At 71.8% G+C, this 18,600-nt stretch carries 16 protein-coding genes and 2 tRNA genes; 5 read left to right on the top strand and 13 right to left on the bottom strand.

Annotated elements, in window-relative coordinates; all coding sequences use genetic code 11:
- Positions 1–14: 14 nt before the first annotated feature.
- From ntrC to dusB, 3 genes are read right to left on the bottom strand one after another with little or no spacing between them, the layout of a single operon-like run.
- On the bottom strand, positions 15–1,457 hold the full coding sequence (ntrC, locus tag GWK15_RS01685; RefSeq protein WP_168038436.1) for a nitrogen regulation protein NR(I): 1,443 nt from the start codon (positions 1,455–1,457) through the stop codon (positions 15–17).
- Positions 1,454–2,593 carry a two-component system sensor histidine kinase NtrB gene (locus GWK15_RS01680; RefSeq protein WP_168038433.1) on the bottom strand — a complete coding sequence of 380 codons (1,140 nt, stop codon included), beginning with the start codon at positions 2,591–2,593 and terminating at the stop codon, positions 1,454–1,456. The genes ntrC and GWK15_RS01680 overlap by 4 nt, the downstream gene beginning before the upstream one ends.
- The gene (dusB, locus tag GWK15_RS01675; RefSeq protein WP_168038431.1) at positions 2,590–3,690 is read right to left on the bottom strand and encodes a tRNA dihydrouridine synthase DusB; all 1,101 of its coding nucleotides are present in this window, start codon (positions 3,688–3,690) and stop codon (positions 2,590–2,592) included. The genes GWK15_RS01680 and dusB overlap by 4 nt, the downstream gene beginning before the upstream one ends.
- A gap of 152 nt (positions 3,691–3,842) precedes the next feature.
- Here dusB and GWK15_RS01670 point away from each other — a divergent pair, with 152 nt between their 5' ends.
- Together GWK15_RS01670 and GWK15_RS01665 are read left to right on the top strand one after the other, a co-directional pair.
- Positions 3,843–5,444 (top strand): AMP-binding protein, encoded by a 1,602-nt coding sequence (locus tag GWK15_RS01670; RefSeq protein ID WP_168038429.1) that lies wholly within the window; start codon positions 3,843–3,845, stop codon positions 5,442–5,444.
- Between the two features lie 39 nt (positions 5,445–5,483).
- The gene (locus tag GWK15_RS01665) at positions 5,484–6,629 is read left to right on the top strand and encodes a bifunctional 2-C-methyl-D-erythritol 4-phosphate cytidylyltransferase/2-C-methyl-D-erythritol 2,4-cyclodiphosphate synthase (protein ID WP_168038427.1); all 1,146 of its coding nucleotides are present in this window, start codon (positions 5,484–5,486) and stop codon (positions 6,627–6,629) included.
- A 3-nt stretch (positions 6,630–6,632) separates the two neighbouring features.
- On the opposite strand, the gene GWK15_RS01660 is transcribed toward GWK15_RS01665, so the two are convergent.
- The 4 genes from GWK15_RS01660 to GWK15_RS01645 form a co-directional block, all read right to left on the bottom strand.
- The gene (locus GWK15_RS01660; protein WP_168038425.1) at positions 6,633–8,309 is read right to left on the bottom strand and encodes a putative bifunctional diguanylate cyclase/phosphodiesterase; all 1,677 of its coding nucleotides are present in this window, start codon (positions 8,307–8,309) and stop codon (positions 6,633–6,635) included.
- Positions 8,310–8,585: 276 nt separating this feature from the next.
- Positions 8,586–9,758, bottom strand: a complete 1,173-nt coding sequence (locus tag GWK15_RS01655; protein ID WP_168038423.1) for an acetyl-CoA acetyltransferase — start codon at positions 9,756–9,758, stop codon at positions 8,586–8,588.
- A gap of 53 nt (positions 9,759–9,811) precedes the next feature.
- Positions 9,812–10,450: a Hint domain-containing protein gene (locus GWK15_RS01650; protein WP_168038421.1), complete on the bottom strand. Its 639-nt coding sequence runs from the start codon at positions 10,448–10,450 to the stop codon at positions 9,812–9,814.
- Between the two features lie 32 nt (positions 10,451–10,482).
- On the bottom strand, positions 10,483–11,580 hold the full coding sequence (locus GWK15_RS01645; RefSeq protein ID WP_168038419.1) for a CapA family protein: 1,098 nt from the start codon (positions 11,578–11,580) through the stop codon (positions 10,483–10,485).
- 117 nt (positions 11,581–11,697) lie between these two features.
- Between GWK15_RS01645 and GWK15_RS01640 the strand changes: the two genes are divergently transcribed.
- Positions 11,698–12,489 carry a class I SAM-dependent methyltransferase gene (locus GWK15_RS01640; protein WP_168038417.1) on the top strand — a complete coding sequence of 264 codons (792 nt, stop codon included), beginning with the start codon at positions 11,698–11,700 and terminating at the stop codon, positions 12,487–12,489.
- A 9-nt stretch (positions 12,490–12,498) separates the two neighbouring features.
- Here GWK15_RS01640 and GWK15_RS01635 read toward each other — a convergent pair whose 3' ends face one another.
- The gene (locus GWK15_RS01635; protein WP_168038415.1) at positions 12,499–13,926 is read right to left on the bottom strand and encodes a carbohydrate porin; all 1,428 of its coding nucleotides are present in this window, start codon (positions 13,924–13,926) and stop codon (positions 12,499–12,501) included.
- A 206-nt stretch (positions 13,927–14,132) separates the two neighbouring features.
- On the opposite strand from GWK15_RS01635, the gene GWK15_RS01630 reads away from it, so the two are divergent.
- Positions 14,133–14,594 (top strand): hypothetical protein, encoded by a 462-nt coding sequence (locus GWK15_RS01630; protein WP_168038413.1) that lies wholly within the window; start codon positions 14,133–14,135, stop codon positions 14,592–14,594.
- Positions 14,595–14,686: 92 nt separating this feature from the next.
- On the opposite strand, the gene GWK15_RS01625 is transcribed toward GWK15_RS01630, so the two are convergent.
- From GWK15_RS01625 to GWK15_RS01605, 5 genes are all read right to left on the bottom strand, one after another.
- Positions 14,687–14,763: transfer RNA gene (locus GWK15_RS01625), tRNA-Arg, on the bottom strand.
- A gap of 30 nt (positions 14,764–14,793) precedes the next feature.
- The gene (locus GWK15_RS01620; protein WP_168038411.1) at positions 14,794–15,117 is read right to left on the bottom strand and encodes an ETC complex I subunit; all 324 of its coding nucleotides are present in this window, start codon (positions 15,115–15,117) and stop codon (positions 14,794–14,796) included.
- Between the two features lie 23 nt (positions 15,118–15,140).
- A tRNA-Pro gene (locus GWK15_RS01615) sits at positions 15,141–15,215 on the bottom strand.
- 192 nt (positions 15,216–15,407) lie between these two features.
- A complete protein-coding gene (locus GWK15_RS01610; RefSeq protein WP_168038409.1) occupies positions 15,408–15,887 on the bottom strand; it encodes a DUF192 domain-containing protein in 480 nt (159 codons plus the stop codon).
- An 8-nt stretch (positions 15,888–15,895) separates the two neighbouring features.
- Complete coding sequence (locus tag GWK15_RS01605) at positions 15,896–17,023, bottom strand: acetoin utilization protein AcuC (protein ID WP_168038407.1); 1,128 nt, start codon at positions 17,021–17,023, stop codon at positions 15,896–15,898.
- Between the two features lie 156 nt (positions 17,024–17,179).
- Here GWK15_RS01605 and GWK15_RS01600 point away from each other — a divergent pair, with 156 nt between their 5' ends.
- Positions 17,180–18,595 carry an ATP-binding protein gene (locus GWK15_RS01600; protein WP_168038405.1) on the top strand — a complete coding sequence of 472 codons (1,416 nt, stop codon included), beginning with the start codon at positions 17,180–17,182 and terminating at the stop codon, positions 18,593–18,595.
- Positions 18,596–18,600 lie beyond the last annotated feature (5 nt).

Genomic DNA, 18,600 nt, shown 5'->3' with positions numbered 1-18,600 from the left:
GGCCCGCGCATCGGTCAGGTCAGGCCGCGCACGACCGGCAGCTCGAGCTCGCGGATCTTCTTGCGCAGCGTGTTGCGGTTCAGCCCGAGCATGGCAGCGGCCTTGATCTGGTTGCCCCTTGTAGCACCGAGTGCGAGTCGGAGCAGAGGGCGCTCCACTTCCGCCAGGACCCGCTCATAAAGGTCGCGGACCGGCAGCCCGTCCTTGTGGGCCGCCATGAAGGTCTGCAGGTGACGCTCGACCGCCTGTTCCAGGGTGGCAGGCTGGGCGCTGCCGTCCGGGCCGGCCGGCTGGACGGCCTCGGCCAGTTCGGCCGCGACCGCGTCGGCGCCGATGACCTCCTGCGGGTACAGCGCAGCGAGCCGGCGCATCAGGTTCTCGAGCTCGCGGGCATTGCCGGGCCAGGAATGGGCCTTCAGGGCGTCGAGCGCCTCGCTGCTCAACTGCTTGCCCGGCAGCCCGGCCGCCTTGGCGCGGTCGAGGAAGTGGCGCGCCAGCAGCGGGATGTCCTCCATCCGCTCGCGCAGCGGCGGCAGGCGGATGGGCACGACGTTCAGCCGGTAGAACAGGTCCTCGCGGAACAGGCCCTGGCGGATCAGCTGCCGCAGGTCGCGATGCGTCGCGGCGACGATGCGGACATTGGCCTTGATCGGCTGGCGGCCACCGACCGTTGTGAACTCGCCTTCCTGCAGCACGCGCAGCAGGCGGGTCTGGGCCTCCGGCGGCATGTCGCCGATTTCGTCGAGGAACAACGTGCCGCCGGCCGCCTGCTCGAAGCGGCCGATGCCGCGGTTGAGCGCGCCGGTGAAGGCGCCGCGTTCATGGCCGAACAGCTCGGCCTCGATCAGTTCGCGCGGGATCGCCGCCATGTTGATGGCGATGAAGGGCCCCGAGCGGCGCTTGCCGTAGTCGTGCAGCGCGCGGGAGATCAATTCCTTGCCGGTGCCGCTCTCGCCCGTGATCATCACGGTGAGGTCGGTGGTCGTGAGGCGCGCGACCGTCCGGTAGATCTCCTGCATCGCCTGCGACCGGCCGACGAGCGGGAGCTTCTCGGTCTCGCCTTCCTCGGTCGCCACGGCCGCCGTCGCCGGCGCGGCGAGCGCGCGCTCGACCACCGCGAGAAGTTCCTTCAGGTCGAAGGGCTTGGGCAGGTATTCGAAGGCGCCGCGCTGGGTCGCCTTCACCGCGGTCGCGAAGGTCGACTGCGCGCTCATCACCACCACGCGCAGTTCGGGACGCACCCGCTTGATGCGCGGGACGAGGTCGAGCCCGTTCTCGTCCGGCATCACCACGTCGGTGATGACGAGGTCCCCCTCCCCGTCCTCGACCCAACGCCACAGCGTGGAGGCCGAGGAGGTCGCGCGCACCTGGTAGCCGGAGCGGGCGAGCGCCTGGCTCAGCACCGTCCGGATGGCGCGGTCGTCATCGGCGACGAGGATGGTTCGGGCATCGGTCATTGCGCAGTCCCAGTGGTTCCCGGCGGAGGCGTCGGCATGGACAGCCGGAAGACGGTCCGCCCGGGACGGCTGTCGCATTCGATCAGCCCGCCCTGGTCCGCGACCAGCTTCGCGACAAGAGCGAGGCCGAGCCCCTGACCCCCCCGCTTCGTGCTGACGAAGGGTTCAAAAAGCGTGCCGCGAATTTCCTCCGGGATTCCAGGGCCGTTGTCCCGCACGCTGATCTGCAGCGGCAGGTGCACGCGGTCCGAAGATCCAGGCACGGCGATGCGCACGCCGTGGTGGTAGGCCGTGGTGAGGACGATTTCCCCGCCCAAGGGATCGACAGCCTCTGCCGCATTCTTCACCAGATTGAGCAGAATCTGCACAAGCAGGTCCCGGTTGCCCCAGACCGGCGGCAAGGAGGGGTCGTATTCCTCCACCACCCGCAGATGGGATGCGAAGCCGCTCTCGGCGATCCGCTTCACGTGGTCGAGGACGCGGTGGATGTTCACCGGACCCAGTTCGACCGGCCGTTCGGAGAACATGTCGAAGCGGTCGACCAGGCCGCGGATGCGGTCGGCCTCGTCCTGGATGAGCTGACAAAGCTCGCGGTCGCCCTCCGAGGCGGCGCTCTGCTCGATCAGCTGGGCGGCACCGCGGATGCCCGACAGCGGGTTCTTCACCTCATGCGCCAGCATCGCCGCCATGGCCGAGGCGCCGCGCGCCGCGCCGCGGAAATTCAGTTGCCGGTCCAGCATCTGCGCCGTCGACCCGTCCTGCAGCGTCAGGACCACCGCGCCCGGCATTTCGGGCAGCGGCGCAGCGTGGACCGAGACGCCCCGGCGCGACAGACGCGGGCTTTCGAGCGTCAGGTCGTGGTCGGACACCCGCGCATCGACGTAGCGGACCTGCGCGATGACCGCGAAAAGCCGGCTGTCCTCGGGCAGCAGGTCGGTCAGGCGCAGCTGCGCGAGCGAGGCCGCCGAGGTCTGGAAGAACTGCTCCGCCGCCGCATTGACCGAGACGAAGCGGTTGTCGGCATCGAGCACCACGACCGGCACCGCGATGGCCGAGAGCACGGCCCCGGGCTCCGGGCCTGTTCGCCCCGGCCGGGCCGCGACCGCCGTCACGCGGCGCAGCAGCCCGCCCTTCATGCCGCGATCCGGTCCTCACCGGCCTCCCGGAAGGCGTCGCGCACCGCCTCGACGCCGCGTTCGATCAGCGGATCGTAGAAGGCGTGGACCAGCTCGCGCACCGCCTCGGGCGTGTCGCAGCGGTTCACCTGCACGCGGAATTCGGCGGAACCGGGCAGGCCCTTCGAGTACCAGGCGACATGCTTGCGCGCGAGCCGCACGCCGGGGTCACGCCCGTGATGCGTCAGCATGTCCTCGTAGTGTTCGAGGAGGATGCGCTTCTGCTCCACCAGCGCCGGCTCGGCCGCGTCGCCGCCGGTCAGGCGCCGCGCGACGGTGGCGGGGAACCAGGGGCGGCCGTAGCAGCCGCGTCCGATCATCACGCCGTCGGCACCCGACCGGCGCAGCGCCTCCTCGGCATTCTCGACCGTGACGATGTCGCCATTGGCGATGACGGGGATGGAGACCGCGTCCTTCACCCCGCGGATGAAGTCCCAGTCCGCGATGCCGGTGTAGAACATCTGCCGGGTGCGGCCATGCACCGTGACCATGCGGATCCCGCATTCCTCGGCGATGCGCGCGAGGCGCGGCGCGTTGAGGTTGTTGTGGTCCCAGCCCATGCGCATCTTCAGCGTCACCGGCACGGACACGGCCTTCACCGTCGCTTCCAGGATGCGCGCGGCGGCGATCTCGTCGCGCATCAGCGCCGAACCCGCGCTCTGCCCGACCGCGACCTTCTTCACCGGGCAGCCGAAATTGATGTCGACGATGGCGGCACCGCGATCGACGACGAGGCGCGCGGCCTCGGCCATGGTCTGCGGGTCGCAGCCGGCGAGTTGCACCGAAGCCGGGCCGCCGAAGCCGTCGACCTCGGCCATCTTCAGCGTCTGACGGTTCTCCCGCACCATGGCCTGGGAGGCGATCATCTCGCTGACCACCATCGGCGCGCCGAGAGCGCGGGCCAGCCTGCGATAGGGCAGGTCCGTCACACCCGACATGGGAGCGAGGATCACCGGCGTCTCGATCCGGACGGCGCCGAGCTCGATCGGCGCGACCCTCGGCCCGGCGCCCGCGTCGCCCGGCTGGGGCGTCGTGCCGCTGTCGAATGCAATGCTCATGATTTAGGCAGACTACCCTGGTTGGGCCGCGCCCGCAACGCGGCGTGATGCATATGGGTGCAGCCGGCCGGCTGGCGAGCCCCTGGGCCGCCGGGTGGCGTCCCCGCGCGGCGCCGCCTTAGCATGGCGCGAGGACCGGGGGAGGATCCGTGATGCCAGCGCCCGCCACCATCGGCGACGCCTTCGCGGCGGCGGTTGCGACGCATGGCGCGCGCCCCTTCCTCGCCGTGCCGGCCGACCCCGCCCGCGACTACCTGCCCGACGGCGTCGAGATCACCTACGCCGAGGCGGGCGCGGCGGTCGCGCGCCTCGCCGCGGCCTATGCCGCCGCCGGCTTCGGACCGGGCCATCGCGTTGCGACCCTTCTCGAGAACCGCCCCGAGGCGGTGCTGCACCGCCTGGCGCTGAACGGGCTCGGCGCGTGCGTGGTGCCGATCAACCCGGAATACCGTCCCGCCGAGATCGCCTACCTGGTCGACCACAGCCGCCCCGAGCTGCTCCTGGTCATCGCGGCGCGGCACGGGCGGGTGCGGGACGCCATCGCCGGCTGCGCCCACCGCCCGCCGGTCGTCACGGCCGAGGCCTTCCCGGCCGGCCTCCCCTCACCCGCCGTCGCGGCGGCGAACGGCCCGGTCGGGGCCGGGACAGCCTCGAGCATCCTCTACACTTCGGGCACCACAGGCCGGCCCAAGGGCTGCATCCTGTCGCACGGCTACGAGATCGCCTCGGGCACGCGCTACGCCGAGCTCGGCGGCATCGCGACGCTGCGCCCGGCCGGCGAGCGCATCTACAACCCGCTGCCGCTCTATCACGTGAATGCCGGCGTGTTGTCGCTGATGGGCGCGATCCTCACCGGCAACTGCCAGGTCCAGCCCGAACGCTTCCATCCCCGCCGCTGGTGGCGCGAGGTCGCGGCGACCCGTGCGACGATCGTCCACTACCTCGGCGTCGTCGCTGCCATGGTGATGAACGAACCGCCCGGCGAGGAGCCGCTGGCCGCCGGCGTGCGCTGCGGCATCGGCGCCGGCATCGAGCCCACCCTGCACGCCGCCTTCGAAGCCCGCTTCGGATTCCCCATGATCGAGATCTGGGGCATGACCGAAATGGTCCGCATCACCGCCGCCAGCACCGAGCCGCGCCAGGTCGGCACCCGCGCCTTCGGCCGCGCCTTTCCGGGCCTCGAGATCCGCGTCGCCGGCGATGACGGGGCGGAACTGCCCGACGGCACGCCGGGCGAGATGCTGATCCGACATTCCGCCGCGACGCCGCGGCGGGACTTCTTCTCGGGCTATCTGGACGATCCCGAGGCGACCGAGGTCGCCTGGCGCGGCGGCTGGTTCCACACCGGAGACGTGGTCCGCCGCGATCCGGACGGCATGGTTCATTTCGTCGACCGCCGGAAGAACATCATCCGTCGCTCCGGCGAGAACATCGCCGCCGCCGAAGTGGAAGCGGTGCTGCTCGCGCATCCCGAGGTGACGCAGGCCGCCGTGATGGCCGTGCCGGACGAACTGCGCGAGGAAGAGGTCCTCGCCTGCGTCGTCCTCGCCAGCGACGTGCCGGCCCAGGCGCTGTTCGAGCACTGCAACCGACATCTCGCCTACTACAAGGCGCCCGGCTGGCTGCTGGTGGTCGACAGCCTGCCCACCACCGCGACGCAGAAGATCCAGAAGCACGCGATCTTCCCGGGCCTCGCCGATCCGCGCACGGCACCTGGCATCGTCGACCTGCGGGCGCTGAAACGGCGCGGCTGAGCCCTCGCCCCGCCGCGCGTGGCGGGATAGAAGCGCCCCATGACGGTCACCGCGCTGCTGATGGCCGCCGGGCGGGGCACCCGCTTCGGCGCCGAGGCCCCCAAGCAATACCTGCCCCTGCTCGACCGCCCTGTGATGCGTCATGCGGCCGAGGCGCTGCTGCGCGAGGGTCTGGTGGATCGCATCCAGCCGGTCGTCGCGCCCGGCGAGGAAGCGCAGGTCGCCGCGCTGCTCGCCGGCCTGCCGGTGCTGCCGCCTGTGCCGGGCGGCGCGACGCGCGCCGACAGCGTGCGCGCGGGGCTCGAGGCGCTGGCCGCCGATCCGCCCGCGGTCGTGCTGGTGCACGACGCCGCCCGCCCCGTCATCCCGCCCGGCACCATCGCCGCGCTGCTCGCGGCGCTGGAGACGATGCCGGGCGCGATCCCCGCCCAGCCTGTCGCCGACACGCTCAAGCGCGGCGCCCTGGATCGCATCGTCGAGACGGTGCCGCGTGACTCCCTGTTCCGCGCCCAGACGCCGCAGGCCTTCCGCTACACCGTCCTGCGCGACGCGCATCGCGGCGGCGACGGCAGCGCCACCGACGATGCCGCCCTGCTCGAGGCCGCCCGCCTGCCGGTGGCCCTGGTGCCGGGCGGCGAGAGCAACGTGAAGATCACTTGGCCCGAGGACCTCGCCCGCGTGGAAGCCCATCTTGCCGCCCGCATGATCCCCCGCATGGGCACCGGCTTCGACGTGCATCGCCTGGTGGAGGGTCGCCCGCTGATCCTCTGCGGCATCACCGTGCCGCATCACCTCGGGCTGTCGGGACACTCGGACGCCGATGTCGGCATCCACGCGCTGTGCGACGCGATCTACGGCGCGCTGGCGGAAGGCGACATCGGCCGCTGGTTCCCGCCCTCCGAGGCGCAGTGGAAGGATGCGGACAGCGCGCGCTTCCTGCGCCACGCCGCCGAACGCATCGCCGCGCGCGGAGGCATGCTGGCGAATGCGGACGTCACGCTGATCTGCGAACGCCCGAAGATCGCGCCCCATGCCGCGGCGATGCGCGCGCGGCTGGCGGAACTTCTCGGCGTGTCGATCGACGCGATCTCGGTGAAGGCGACGACGACCGAACGGCTCGGCTTCCCCGGCCGCGGCGAGGGCATCGCCGCCCAGGCCGCGGCCGTGGTGCTGGTCCCGGCCTGAGGCTCAGGCCGCCGCCAGCGCGCCGATCACCGCCGGGACATCGCTGCCCGGCACCGGCCGGCCGAACAGGAAGCCCTGCGCCGCGTCGCAGCCTTCGCGCAGCAATTCCTGCACCTGCGCCTGGGTTTCCACGCCCTCGGCCGTGACGGCGATGCCGAGGCTGCGCCCGAGCCCTGTCACCGCCCGCACGATCGCGAGCGCATCCCCACCCGCCGGCAGGTCCTTCACGAAGGACCGGTCGATCTTCAGCCGGTCGAAGGGAAAGGCGCGCAACTGGGTCAGGGAGGAATGCCCGGTCCCGAAATCGTCCATGGCGATGCCCACCCCGCGTCCCCGCAACGCGAGCAACTGCGCGAGGGCGGCGTCGCCGGTGGCGAGCAGCACCGTCTCCGTCACCTCGAGTTCCAGCCGCTCCGGCGGCAGGCCGCTGTCGGCCAGCGCCGCGTCCACCGCCGCCGGCAGGGAGTCCTCCTCGAACTGGGCGGGGGAGATGTTCACCGCGACGCGCAGCGGCGCCGGCCAGGCGGCAGCGGCGCGGCAGGCCTCCCGCAGCACCCAGGTCCCGATCCGCCGCATCAGGCCAAGCCGCTCGGCCATCGGCAGGAAGCAGGCCGGAGTCAGCAGGCCGCGCTCGGGGTGGCGCCAGCGGATCAGCGCCTCAAATCCCGTCAGGTGGCCGCCCGGCAGCGCGACCTGGGGCTGGTAATGGAGTTCGAACTGCTCCTCGGCCACCGCGATGCGCAGCGCGGCCTCGAGCAGCCGGCTCTCCTGCCAGCGGACATCCATCTCGGGGCTGAAGCGGCGCCAGGATCCGGCGCCGGCGGCCGGCGCTTCGTGCTGCGCCATGGCGGCGCGGCGCAACAGCAGCGGGGCGTCGGCGCCGTCGGCCGGCGCGATGGCAACGCCGATGCGCGGCGTGACGACGATGGTCTCGCCCGAGATCAGGTAGGGCCGGCCCAGCAGGTCCACGAGGCGCGCGGCGAGGGCCGAGGCATGCGCCGGCTCGCCCACGTCGGATTGCAGGACGGCGAATTCCTCCCCGGCCAGGCGCGCGACCAGATCGGCATCCCGCACCGCGGCCTGCAGGCGGCGCGCAGCGGCGCGCAGCAGGTCCTCCCCGATCGCGTGGCCCAGGACCTGGTTCACCGCGCGGATGCCCTCCAGTTCGCAGAGCAGCACCGCCGCGCCGCAGCGACGCCGCGCCGGGCGGTCCAGCGCCGCGGCCAGGCGTGCCTGGAACATGGCGCGGTCGGCGAGCCCGGTCAGCGGATCGATGCCGCCGCCGGCGACCAGCACCGGGTCCGGCGCGATGCCGAGGATGAAGGTGCCGCGCGATGCCCTGCGGATGGCGAAGCGCAGCCCCGGCGCGCCGGAAAGGCGCAGGTCGGCCTCCGCCTCGCCCCCCGGCGTGGTGGCTGACAGGCAGGCGGCCAGAAGGGTCGCGCTCGCGTCGCGGTCGAGGCGCGGGCTGGCTTCCAGCAGTTCGGCCAGCCCCTGCGCCCGCCGCGCCTGGCGCGACAGGCCGAGCAGGATGCCCGCCCGGCCGCTGACCAGCCCGACGCGCAGGTCGCCGTCGAAGCTCAGCACGCCTTCCGGGCTGCCGCCGGGCGTGGCCGGCGGTGCCGGGTCCCGCCCTGCCTCCGGCCGCGTCGCGCTGCCGGCATCCGCAACCCCGTCCATCGCGCTCCGTCCGTTGCCGCTGCCGCGGGCCTTGGTGGGACTCCCGCTAGCGACCGGCAGAATGCGGGAGGGACGTGAAGAAAGAGTGGACGGGCCAGGCGACGAGGCGCCGCATGAGGCGTCGCGGAATGCTTTGCGAAATGCGAATCCGCGCGGGCAAAAAAAGAGGCCGTCCGGCAGGACGGCCTCAAGGTCAGGTTTGAGGAAGGCTAAGCTGCCGGGCCCGGGACGGGCCCGCAACCAGACACCCAGGGCATTGCACCCGGCGTGCCAGCCTCAGCGCGCGCGCTCCAGGATCGAGACGTAGTTCGCCACCGCCGCCCCGCCCATGTTGAACACCCCGCCGAGGTCGGCCTTGGGCAACTGCATCGCGCCCGCCGTGCCGGTCAGCTGCATCGCGGCGAGGACATGCATCGACACCCCCGTCGCGCCGATCGGATGCCCCTTGGCCTTCAGCCCGCCAGAGCGGTTCACCGGCAGCCGACCATCGGCCGCCGTCCAGCCCTCGAGCGCCGCCCGCGCCCCCTGCCCTTCCGGCGCCAGGCCCATCGCCTCGTATTCGATGAGCTCGGCGACGGTGAAGCAGTCATGCGTCTCGGCGAAGGAGAGGTCCGCGACGGTGACCCCGGCCTCGGCATAGGCGCGCTTCCAGGCCTCGCGCGCCCCTTCGAAGCGGGTGATGTCGCGCGCGGCGATGGGCAGGAAGTCGTTGACCTGCACCGCGGCGCGGAACCGCACGGCCTTGTTCATCGCCTTCGCCGTCTCGCCATCCGTCAGCACCAGCGCTGCCGCACCGTCGGACACCAGCGAGCAATCGGTGCGCTTCAGCGGGCGCGCGACGAAGGGGTTCTTCTCGCTCTCGGTGCGGCAGAAGGCGTAGCCGAGGTCCTTGCGCATCTGCGCCCAGGGATTGTCGACACCGTTGCGGTGGTTCTTCGCCGCGATGGCCGCGAGCGCATCCGACTGGTCCCCGTGGCGCTGGAAATAGGCTTCCGCAATGCGCCCGAAGACGCCGGCAAAGCCGCCTTCGATGTCCTGCTCGGTCTTGCGGTAGGAGGCCGTGAGCAGGATGTCCCCGACCTTGGGGCCTGGCGTGGAGGTCATCTTCTCCGCCCCGACGACGAGGGCGAAGCGGCCCCGCCCGGCGGCGAGGAAGTCCCGCGCCGCATGGATCGCGGCGGATCCCGTCGCGCAGGCGTTCTCGTACCGGGTGATCGGCTTGAAGCGCAGTTCGGGCACGCTCTGCAGCACCAGCGAGGACGGGAAGCCCTGCGGCGTGAAGCCCTCGCCGAAGACGCCGACGAAGCCGGCGTCGATGTCGGCCGGCGCGATGCCCGCATCCTCGATCGCGGCGCGGGCGACGCCGGCCATCAGCGTCTCGAGGTCGGGCGCGTCCTCGCGCTTGCCGAAGGGGCTGTGGGCCCAGCCGACGATGCAGGCCTCGGTCATGGCGGTTCCTCCGTCGATATGTCATCAGGCTAGCACGGCGGCGCGCCGGGTGCTCAGGCCCCGGGGCCGGCGAAGGGCGATGGCGGCAGGGCCGGCGCGAGGGCCGAGGAGGCGAGTTCCTCCGCGAGGTCGAGCCCCGGCGTCGCGGCTTCGTCCGGCAAGGCCTCGGCCCAGCCCATCGTCTCCGCCCGCCAGGCGAGGCGCGCGCGCAGCCAGGCCTCCGCGCCCGCGCGCGGGGCGAGGGCCGGGAGGTCCAGGCCAGGCGGCGCCGTCTCGACCGGCGTGCCGGCGGCCAGCACCGCGTCATGGCCGGCGAGGACGATGCAGAACACCTCGCACAGCCCGGCCTGCTGCTCGAGCACGGCGCCCGGTCCGCCCAGCAATGTTCCCGCCTGCAGCAGCACCCCGTCGATGAACAGCGCCTGGCCGGTCGGCAGCAGAAGGTCCTCCCGCGGCGCGCCCTCCGCCAGGGCCCCGGCGCGCAGGCGCACCAGCGCGGCCGGCACGACGGCGCGGCGGATCTCGAGGATGCGCTGGAACGGCGCGCCCTGCCCCGAGACGGCGATCACCAGGCCACCGGGGGCCAGCGCCTCGACCGGCTGCTCCCCGGTCGGCGTCAGCACCGGGGTGCCGGCGGGCAGGCCGTGCTCGGGCACCGGCATCGGCGGCGCGTCGTCGTCGTCTTCGCTCATCGGGCGGCAGCATCGCCCAGCCATGGGCGGGGTCAACCGCCGGGCGGCGACAGGGGAACCTCGAGGCCCGCCGCGGTCTCCCGCACGGCGGTGCCGAGCCGGGCGCTGGCGCCGCGCAGCGCCGACAGGATGCGCTCCCGGTCCCGGCCACGGGCGATGCGCAGCGGCCAGGGCTGGGTCACCACCGGCACCAGGCGCAGCCGCCGCGCGCGCCCCTGCTCGATGTCCAGCAGGAAGACGCAGCCTTTGCGTTGCGGCACGGTCGGCACCGGCCAGTAGTCGTCGAGGGCATTGCCCGCGTCGTAGATGACGACACCCCGCGGCGTCGCCTCGACGCCGTGCAGCAGATGGGCCGAATGGCCGTGGATGACGTCGAAGCCCGCGGCGAGGGCGGCCTGGGCGAATTGGCGCGTGCCGTCGAAGGGCGTGCGCCGGAAGTTCGGTCCCCAATGCAGCGTCAGGACGTTGAGCTCCGCGCCACGCGCCCGCAGCGCCGCGGCTGCCGCGCCCAGCCGCGTGAGCGCGGGCGAATCCGGGCGCACCTCGATCCGGTGGGTGCCGGCCCGGTTCTCCCCCGCCGCATAGGCCTCGAGCGCATCGGTGGCGCCAACGAGGCCGAGGCGCAGCGAGGGCAGGTCGAGGATGGCGGGCTCGGCTGCCGCGGCCAGGTCCGGCCCGGCGCCGACCGCCAGGATCCGGGCCTCGGCCAGGATCTGCCGCGTCTCGGCCAGGCCCTCCTCGCCGAAGTCGAGAACGTGGTTGTTCGCGAGGCAGACCGCGCGCACGCGCGCCGCGCGCAGGATGGCGACGGCGGCCGGATCGGCGCGGAAATGGTGCCATTTCGGCGTGCGCGACTGCGGCAGCGCGGCCCGCGTCAACGGCCCTTCGAGGTTGGCGATCGTCGCATCCGCGCCCTGCAGCACCGGCAGCACGTCGCCCCAGAACCATTCGGGTGGATGCTGCCGCAGCGCCGCGCTGACATCCTGCCCGAGCATCACGTCGCCCAGGAAGGCGATCGTCGCGCGGCCGTCCTGCGCGCCCGCGCGCGACGCCGCGAGCCCCGGCAGCGCGGCAAGCAGGGTCCGGCGCGCGAGGGGCAGGCATCGGGGCTGGTCGCGACGCGTATCCATGAGTCCGCGTGCATGTTCGCCGCGGCTCCACGGCCGCACAAGCGGGGCCATCATAATCCTTACGGGTGCGGCATCTGTGGGCGTAGGGTCGCCGTTTCTCCTGCCGGAGACCGGGCGATGAGCGCACCCAGCCAGATCGTGTTCAACGACGGCGCAGGCTACGAGCGGTCCATGGGCGTCTGGAGCCGCCTGGCCGGGGAGGTCTTCCTCGATTGGCTCAGGCCGCCGCCGGGGCAGCGATGGATCGATGTCGGTTGCGGCAACGGCGCCTTCACCGAATTGCTGATGCAGCACTGCGCCCCGGCCGAGGCCATCGGCATCGACCCCTCCGAAGGCCAGCTCGCCTTCGCGCGCACCCGGCCCGGTGCGAACGGAGCGACCTTCCTCGAGGGAGACGCCATGGCCCTGCCCTTCGAGCAGGACCGCTTCGACGCCGCGACCATGGCGCTCGTGATCTTCTTCGTCCCCGACCCGGCGAAGGGCGTCGCGGAAATGGCCCGCGTGGTGCGACCGGGCGGCACGGCGGCCGCCTATGTCTGGGATTTCGAGAACGGGGGCTTTCCGTACGAGCCGGTCCAGGCACAGTTCCGGGCCATCGGCGCCACGCCGCCCCTGCCCCCGCGCCTCGAGACGGCGCGGCAGGATGTGCTCGCCGCGCTCTGGCACGACGCCGGCTTCACGGATGTGGAGACGCGGCGCATCACCGTCGAACGGTCATTCCCCGATTTCGAGGCGTTCTGGGAGAGCATCACGAGTTCGCCGAGCCTCCGCGCGCTCGTCGAGAGCGTCAGTCCTGCCCAGCGCGAGACCGTGCTGGCCCGCCTGCGGGAGGTGCTCCCCACCGACGCCACGGGCGCGATCCGCTATGCCGCTCACGCCAATGCGGTGCGGGGACGCCTGCCCGGCTGACCCGCGCGCTCAGAACGCGATGCGCAGGCGCGCGGACAGGATGCCGACGGGACCGCGATCGGCGTTGTAGGCCGGGTTCGCCACCAGCGTGCCGCCCAGCATAACGTTGAGGCCGGGCGCGACGCGCGCATCGTAATAGAGCTCGCTCGCCCATTCGGGCGCATAGGCCAGTCGCCCGTCGCCGGTGATGAAGCCGATGCCGCCACGCGCCAGGAAGTCCTGCCGCCCGCCCGAGATGAAGCCGAGATTGGTCCCGAGGCCGACTGTGTCCCGCGGCCGGTCCCAGCGCGCGCCGCTCACCTGCACGCCGAGGGAGACGGCGCGATCCTGCTCGGTGAACATCCAGTTCTGGCCTCGCCCGTCGTTCCAGGACAGCCGGGCGAAGACGCCGAGGTCGTCGGCGACCTCCTGTTCCCAGTTCAGCGCCAGCATGTTCTTGGTGCGGTAGCCCGCCGGGTTCTGGCTGGTATCGGCTAGGTCGCCGTCCAGCAGTTCATTCCAGTTCTGCGAGCGCGTGCGGCTGAAGCCATACAGGAGGCGGATCGCGCCGGGCCGCCCGCCAGCCTGGTAGAAGCGATCCGCCTGCAGCAGCAGCTGGTATCCGTTGAAGGGCTGCGGATCGAGCGACAGGGAGTTGATGTAGCGCGCCACCTGGAAGGCGCCGGCGCGGAACCCGCCCCAGGGCGCGTCGTATTCCACCGCGACGCCGTTGGTGTAGCCGCGCGCATCTGCCGCGAAGTCGAAGGCGCCGGCCGAGACCAGCCCCCAGGAGAGGAACTGGGTGCGTGGGTCGTGCGCGTAGCGGTTGTCGTCGAAGATGTCGAAGACCGACACCTTGCCCGCCGTGACGGTGATCCGCTCGGCCGGCAGCGGCCCGCGGAAGCGCAGCGGATCCTCGTCGTCGCCCGGCACCGTCGTAGCCGACAGCGCGATGGTCTGCCGCAGGAAGGCGCGCGGCACGTAGCCGACGAGGTTCTCGGTGCCGAGGCGGAAGGCCTCCCCATTCGGGAAGGATGCGACGCCCGTCGTGCCCGACAGGCCGAAGCCGCGGCTGACCTGGGTGTCGAGGATGAGCTCCGCACCGCGCCAGGGTCTGACGCCGAGCACGAGATCGGCCGACAGCGTGTTCCGCGCCTGGGCAGCGGGCGTGAGGCTGCCGGCCCCCTGATAGGGGGAGCGGAAGGCGGGGTGGCCCTGGAGAACGAAGGTCGCCTGCCCCCGCACCATGAAGCCCTGGGCCTCGAGCGCATCCTGGCGCTGTGCGAGGGCGGGGATCATTGCCTCCGCCGCGGGCGCCTCGGTGCGGGCGGCCGGGCTGCCGGCGGGCTCTGCCCGTGCCGTCGCGCCAAGCCCCCCGCCGCCCGCAAGCAGCGCCAGGGTCGCGGCGGCGTGCACGGCCCGACGGGCCGCCGGCCCAAAAGCGAGAACGCGGGACATGCGTCGCGCTTGCTAGTCGACCGATTGTGGCTCGGCAAGACGGACCGGCAGCGTCTCGAACACTTCATATCCCCTGCATGTCGCGATGCTGGAAACGGACAGGGTCCCTGTGATCCGTCTCACAGACGCGGTCCCCTTCGCTGCTACCGTGACAGCGTCGCAGGCTGTTCGCCGCGCGGCGCGAGGGATCGAAAGTATTACTCTATATGAATGACTTACCGTCCGTTCCGGTGGATCGCCTGTCACTGTACATGACCGTGGCGGAAGCTCCCGCAGGACGCGTGGTCTTCCTCGCCGACGCCCATGTCTTCGGCATCCGGTACGACAGCGGCGAACTGCCCGGCGTGGTCTATCTGAGCGGGGCCGAGGTCGGCCGCTTCCGCCTGACGCGCGAACTGCGCGGCGCGGCGATCGACGTGACCGACTTCGCGGAACTGCGCGTGAAGGTCGGCGTGGCGGGGGTGATGCCGCAACGTTCGGTCGGCCAGATCGTCGCCGTCCCGATCGGCGCGCCCGCCGAACTCTTCCTGCAATCCTACGTCCGCGACAGCGAAGGCGAGATCGCGCCCTTCGACCTGATCCCGCTGCGCGCCGGCCAGCCGCCGATCGCCGAGATGCCCTTCGGCAAGATCGCCGTCGGCTGCCCGGAGGTGACCTGGCGGGCCTGACCGCCTGGGCGATTTCCGAGCTTCGCCCGCTCACCCGCCGAGCAGGCCACCGTCACGATGCGTTGTCCGAATCGGTTCGAACGCCGAAGCGATGGCGCGCCCTGAGGGATTCGAACCCCCGACCCACGACTTAGAAGGTCGTTGCTCTATCCAACTGAGCTAAGGGCGCCCGGCGCCGTGATACCACGGCCGCCCGCGTTCAGTGCGACCAGTTCTCGAGGCGGCCGAAGCGGAAATTGTCCGCGTAGACCTTCGGCTTGATCGCGGCCGAAGGCGGCGTGGCCTCGACCTCGTAGGCGATGCCGTTGGCCGCCGCATAGGCGACCGCCTGCTCGCGCGACTCGAACTTCAGCCGCACCTGGCCGAGCATGTCGCCCGAGCCCACCCAGCCGGTCAGCGGGTCGAGCGCCTTGGCCTCGGACGGCTCGTATTCCAGCACCCAGCCCTGCGACTTCGCGCGGCCGGACTGCATCGCCGACTTCGGCGGCTGGAAGATACGGGCCAGGCCCTTCTGCTGCGGCATGCGCTTCGTCCTCGGAAATCCAATCGGGGCGGCGGGATTCGAACCCACGACCTCCTGTACCCAAAACAGGCGCGCTAGCCAGGCTGCGCCACGCCCCGTCGCGGCGCACCCTATGGAAGCGGCCCGCCGCGGGCAAGCCGCAGGCTCAGACACCGATTGAGAATGGCGGCACCGGCCCGCTCCCCCACCCGGCCACCCATCCAGGATACTGTCGTTGGGTGGCCGGGTGGGGGGAGCGGGCCGGTGCCGGACCTCAGAATGCGCCGTACGGCGCATTCTCAAACAGTCTCTCAGGGCGCGGTGCCGAACAGCCGGTGCAGCACCCGGTCCCCGGCGCGGATGTCGAGCTGTTCGGTGATGCCCGCCCGCAATTCCAGCGTCGCCCGCACCGGCCCGTTGGAGGAGACGGTCGCGAGCGACTGCGGCACCGTCCGTTCCGCGATGCGATGGATCCGCCCGTCCTCGGCGATGAAGACCATGTCAAGCGAGGCGATGGTGTTGCGCATCCACATGGTGCTCTCGCGCGGGACGCCCCAGTCGAACAGCATCCCCTCGTCCGGCTTCACCTCGGGGCGGAACATCAGGCCGATCATCTGCTGGTCGGGCTGGATGGCCATCTCGACGGTAAAGGGCAGCCGCCGCCCGTCGCGCGTGGCGATGACGAGCGGTTCGGTCGGCAGGCGCGGCTGGGGGCGGTCCACACCCGGCTGGGCCCGGGCCGCCACGGGCAGCGCGGCGGCGAGGAGCAGGAAGGATCGGCGGAGCGTCATGGCGATGGTCATGCCACGGCGGCCGGGGGCGCGGGAAGGTCCGCCCGCGCCGCCGCGGCGCGCCGGCGCACGATGGCGCGCACCACGCCCGGCCGCGGCGCGTCGACGAGGGTGGTGAACCAGTGCTCCGGCGGGTTGCGACCGGCGGCGCGATGGAAGGTCAGGGCGCGCAGCACGTTCTCGGCCTCGGCGTTCAGGCGCTCGGGCATCGTGTGGCCGTTCAGCGTGCCCCACACCCCGGCCCAGCAGCGCGCGACCGTCCATGGGTTGTAGCCGCCGCCGCCGAGCACGATCAGCCGCGGCGCCAGGCCCATCACGGCCGCGACGACCGCGCGGTGGGAATTGTTCGAAAGCGAGAGCCTTGCCAGCGGATCTTCCTCCAGCGCGTCGGCGCCGCACTGGACCATGATCGCCTGCGGCCGAAGGTGGCGGACGATGGGCAGGATCGCCTCGTGCAGCACCCAGGCCATCTCGCTGTCGTTGAAGCCGGCGGGCACGGGAATGTTGCGGGCATGGCCGCCGGCCCGGTCCTCCTCCGCGCCGGTGAAGGGCCAGCGGCCTTCCTCATGGACCGAAAGGGTGAAGACGCGGGGATCGTCGTGGAAGGCGTCCTGGACCCCGTCCCCGTGATGGGCATCGATGTCGAGGTAGAGGATGTTGGTCAGCCCCAGCCCAAGCCATTCCATCAGCCCGAGCACCGGGTCGTTCAGGTAGCAGAAGCCCGAGGCCCGGTCCGCCCGCCCGTGATGCGTGCCCCCGCCCGGCACATGCGCGATGCCGCCCCGCGCGGTCAGCCGCGCCGCCAGCATCGTCCCGCCCGCCGAGGTCGCGGGCCGGCGGAACACCTCCCGGTAGACCGGATTGCCGTCGGCGCCGATGCGGAAGCGCTCGCGGTCGGCGGGGCTCACCCCCTGCTCGGCCTCGGCCCGCATCAGGGCGGCGAGGTAGTCCGGGTGGTGGAAGCGCGACAGCGCGTCCGGCGTGGCCATCGGGCTGTCGTGGTAGCGCGCCGGATCCACCCAGCCGAGCGCCCTGATCAGGTCGAGCGTGGTCGAGACCCGCGGGATGGCGAGCGGATGCTTCGGGCCGTAGGTGGACCGGCGGTAGATCTCAGATCCGATCAGGATGGGCGTCATGGCGGCGGGCGTCACCTTGGGCCGGTCCCGGCGCGGCGCAAGCGGCCTCCGTCGCGATGGACCTCGCGCTACCGCGAGGTTACTATGTCTTAACTCCCCCCCACCCCGTCCGCGCTTCCCCCAGGGCGCGGAGAAACCGCCTTGGTGGAGGCCCATTTGCGTCTCAGTGACCTACTCGTCGCGCTCGACCTCGTGCCGCGTGCCGACGTCAACGAGGCTCTTGCCCAGCAGAGCCGCACCGGGCGGCCGCTCGGCGACGTGCTGGTCGAGATGGGCCTGCTCAGCGCCCGCCAGGTCAACGAACTGCAGGACGGGCTGCCGGCGCCGCCCGACACCCTCGCGCAGCTCGGGATCGAGCAGCGCATCATCCTCGACATCTTCTGCAAGTATCTCAGCACGGCCGGCCAGGGCACCACGGCCTCGATCGCCGAGACGCTCGCAATCTCGCGCCGCCTGTCGAGCTCGCTGATCGAGAGCGCGCGGGCGCAGAACATCGTCGAGATGAAGCCCGGCATCGTCGCCGGCGAACTGCGCGTGGAACTCACCCCACGCGGCCGTTCCATGGCCGTCGAGGCCTTCGCGAACAATTCCTACATCGGCCCCCTGCCCGTCTCGCTCGTCGACTACTCGGCGCGCGTTCTGAAGCAGACGATCCGCAGCGAGCAGATCCAGCCCAAGATCGTCGCCGGCGCGCTGCACCCGCTCGCGGTGCCGGACGACCTGCTCGCCAAGGTCGGCATCGCGGTGAACTCGGGCCGCTCGATCCTGCTCTACGGCGCGCCAGGCAACGGCAAGACCTCGATCGCCGAGCGCATGGTCCGCATGTTCGGCGCCATGGTGCTGGTGCCGCACTGCTTCGAGGTCGGCGGGCAGATCGTGAAGGTCTTCGACCCGTCCGTGCACCGCCGCCTCGGCATCGAGACGCAGTCGAGTTCCGTCGCGAGCCTGCTCGCCGACGAGTTCGACCCGCGCTGGGTGCCATGCCGGCGGCCTTTCGTCTCAGCGGGCGGCGAGCTCAGCCTCGACATGCTCGACCTCAAGTTCGAGACGACGGCGCGGTTCTACGAGGCGCCGCTGCACGTCAAGGCGATGAACGGCGTGCTGCTGATCGACGATTTCGGCCGCCAGCTTGCACGGCCCGAGGCGCTGCTGAACCGCTGGGTGGTGCCGATGGACCGGCGCATCGACTTCCTGAAGCTGCACACCGGCCAGTCCTTCCAGATCCCCTTCGACCAGCTGCTGGTCTTCTCGACCAACCTCTCGCCGCGGGACCTGATGGACCCGGCCTTCCTGCGCCGCCTGCCCTACAAGATCCACGTGCACGGGCCGGACGAGCACGAATTCGCGAAGATCCTGCTCGCCAGCGCGCGCGACCGCGGCATCGCCTATCCGGAAAGCGCGGTGCAACACACGATCAAGGCGATCGCGCAGAACGGCACGCCGCTCGCCTTCTACCAGGCGGTCGAGATTCCGCAGCAGATCGGGGAGCTCTGCGCCTTCGCCAACCGGCCGATGCTGGCCGATGAGGCGACGATCGGGTTCGCGCTGGGCAACATCCTGGTCCAGCAATAGGACGG

This window comes from Neoroseomonas oryzicola (assembly GCF_012163135.1).
GTDB classification, from domain to species: domain Bacteria; phylum Pseudomonadota; class Alphaproteobacteria; order Acetobacterales; family Acetobacteraceae; genus Neoroseomonas; species Neoroseomonas oryzicola.
Note: the sequence above shows the minus strand (reverse complement) of the source record. Positions and strands in the feature narration are given on the sequence as shown.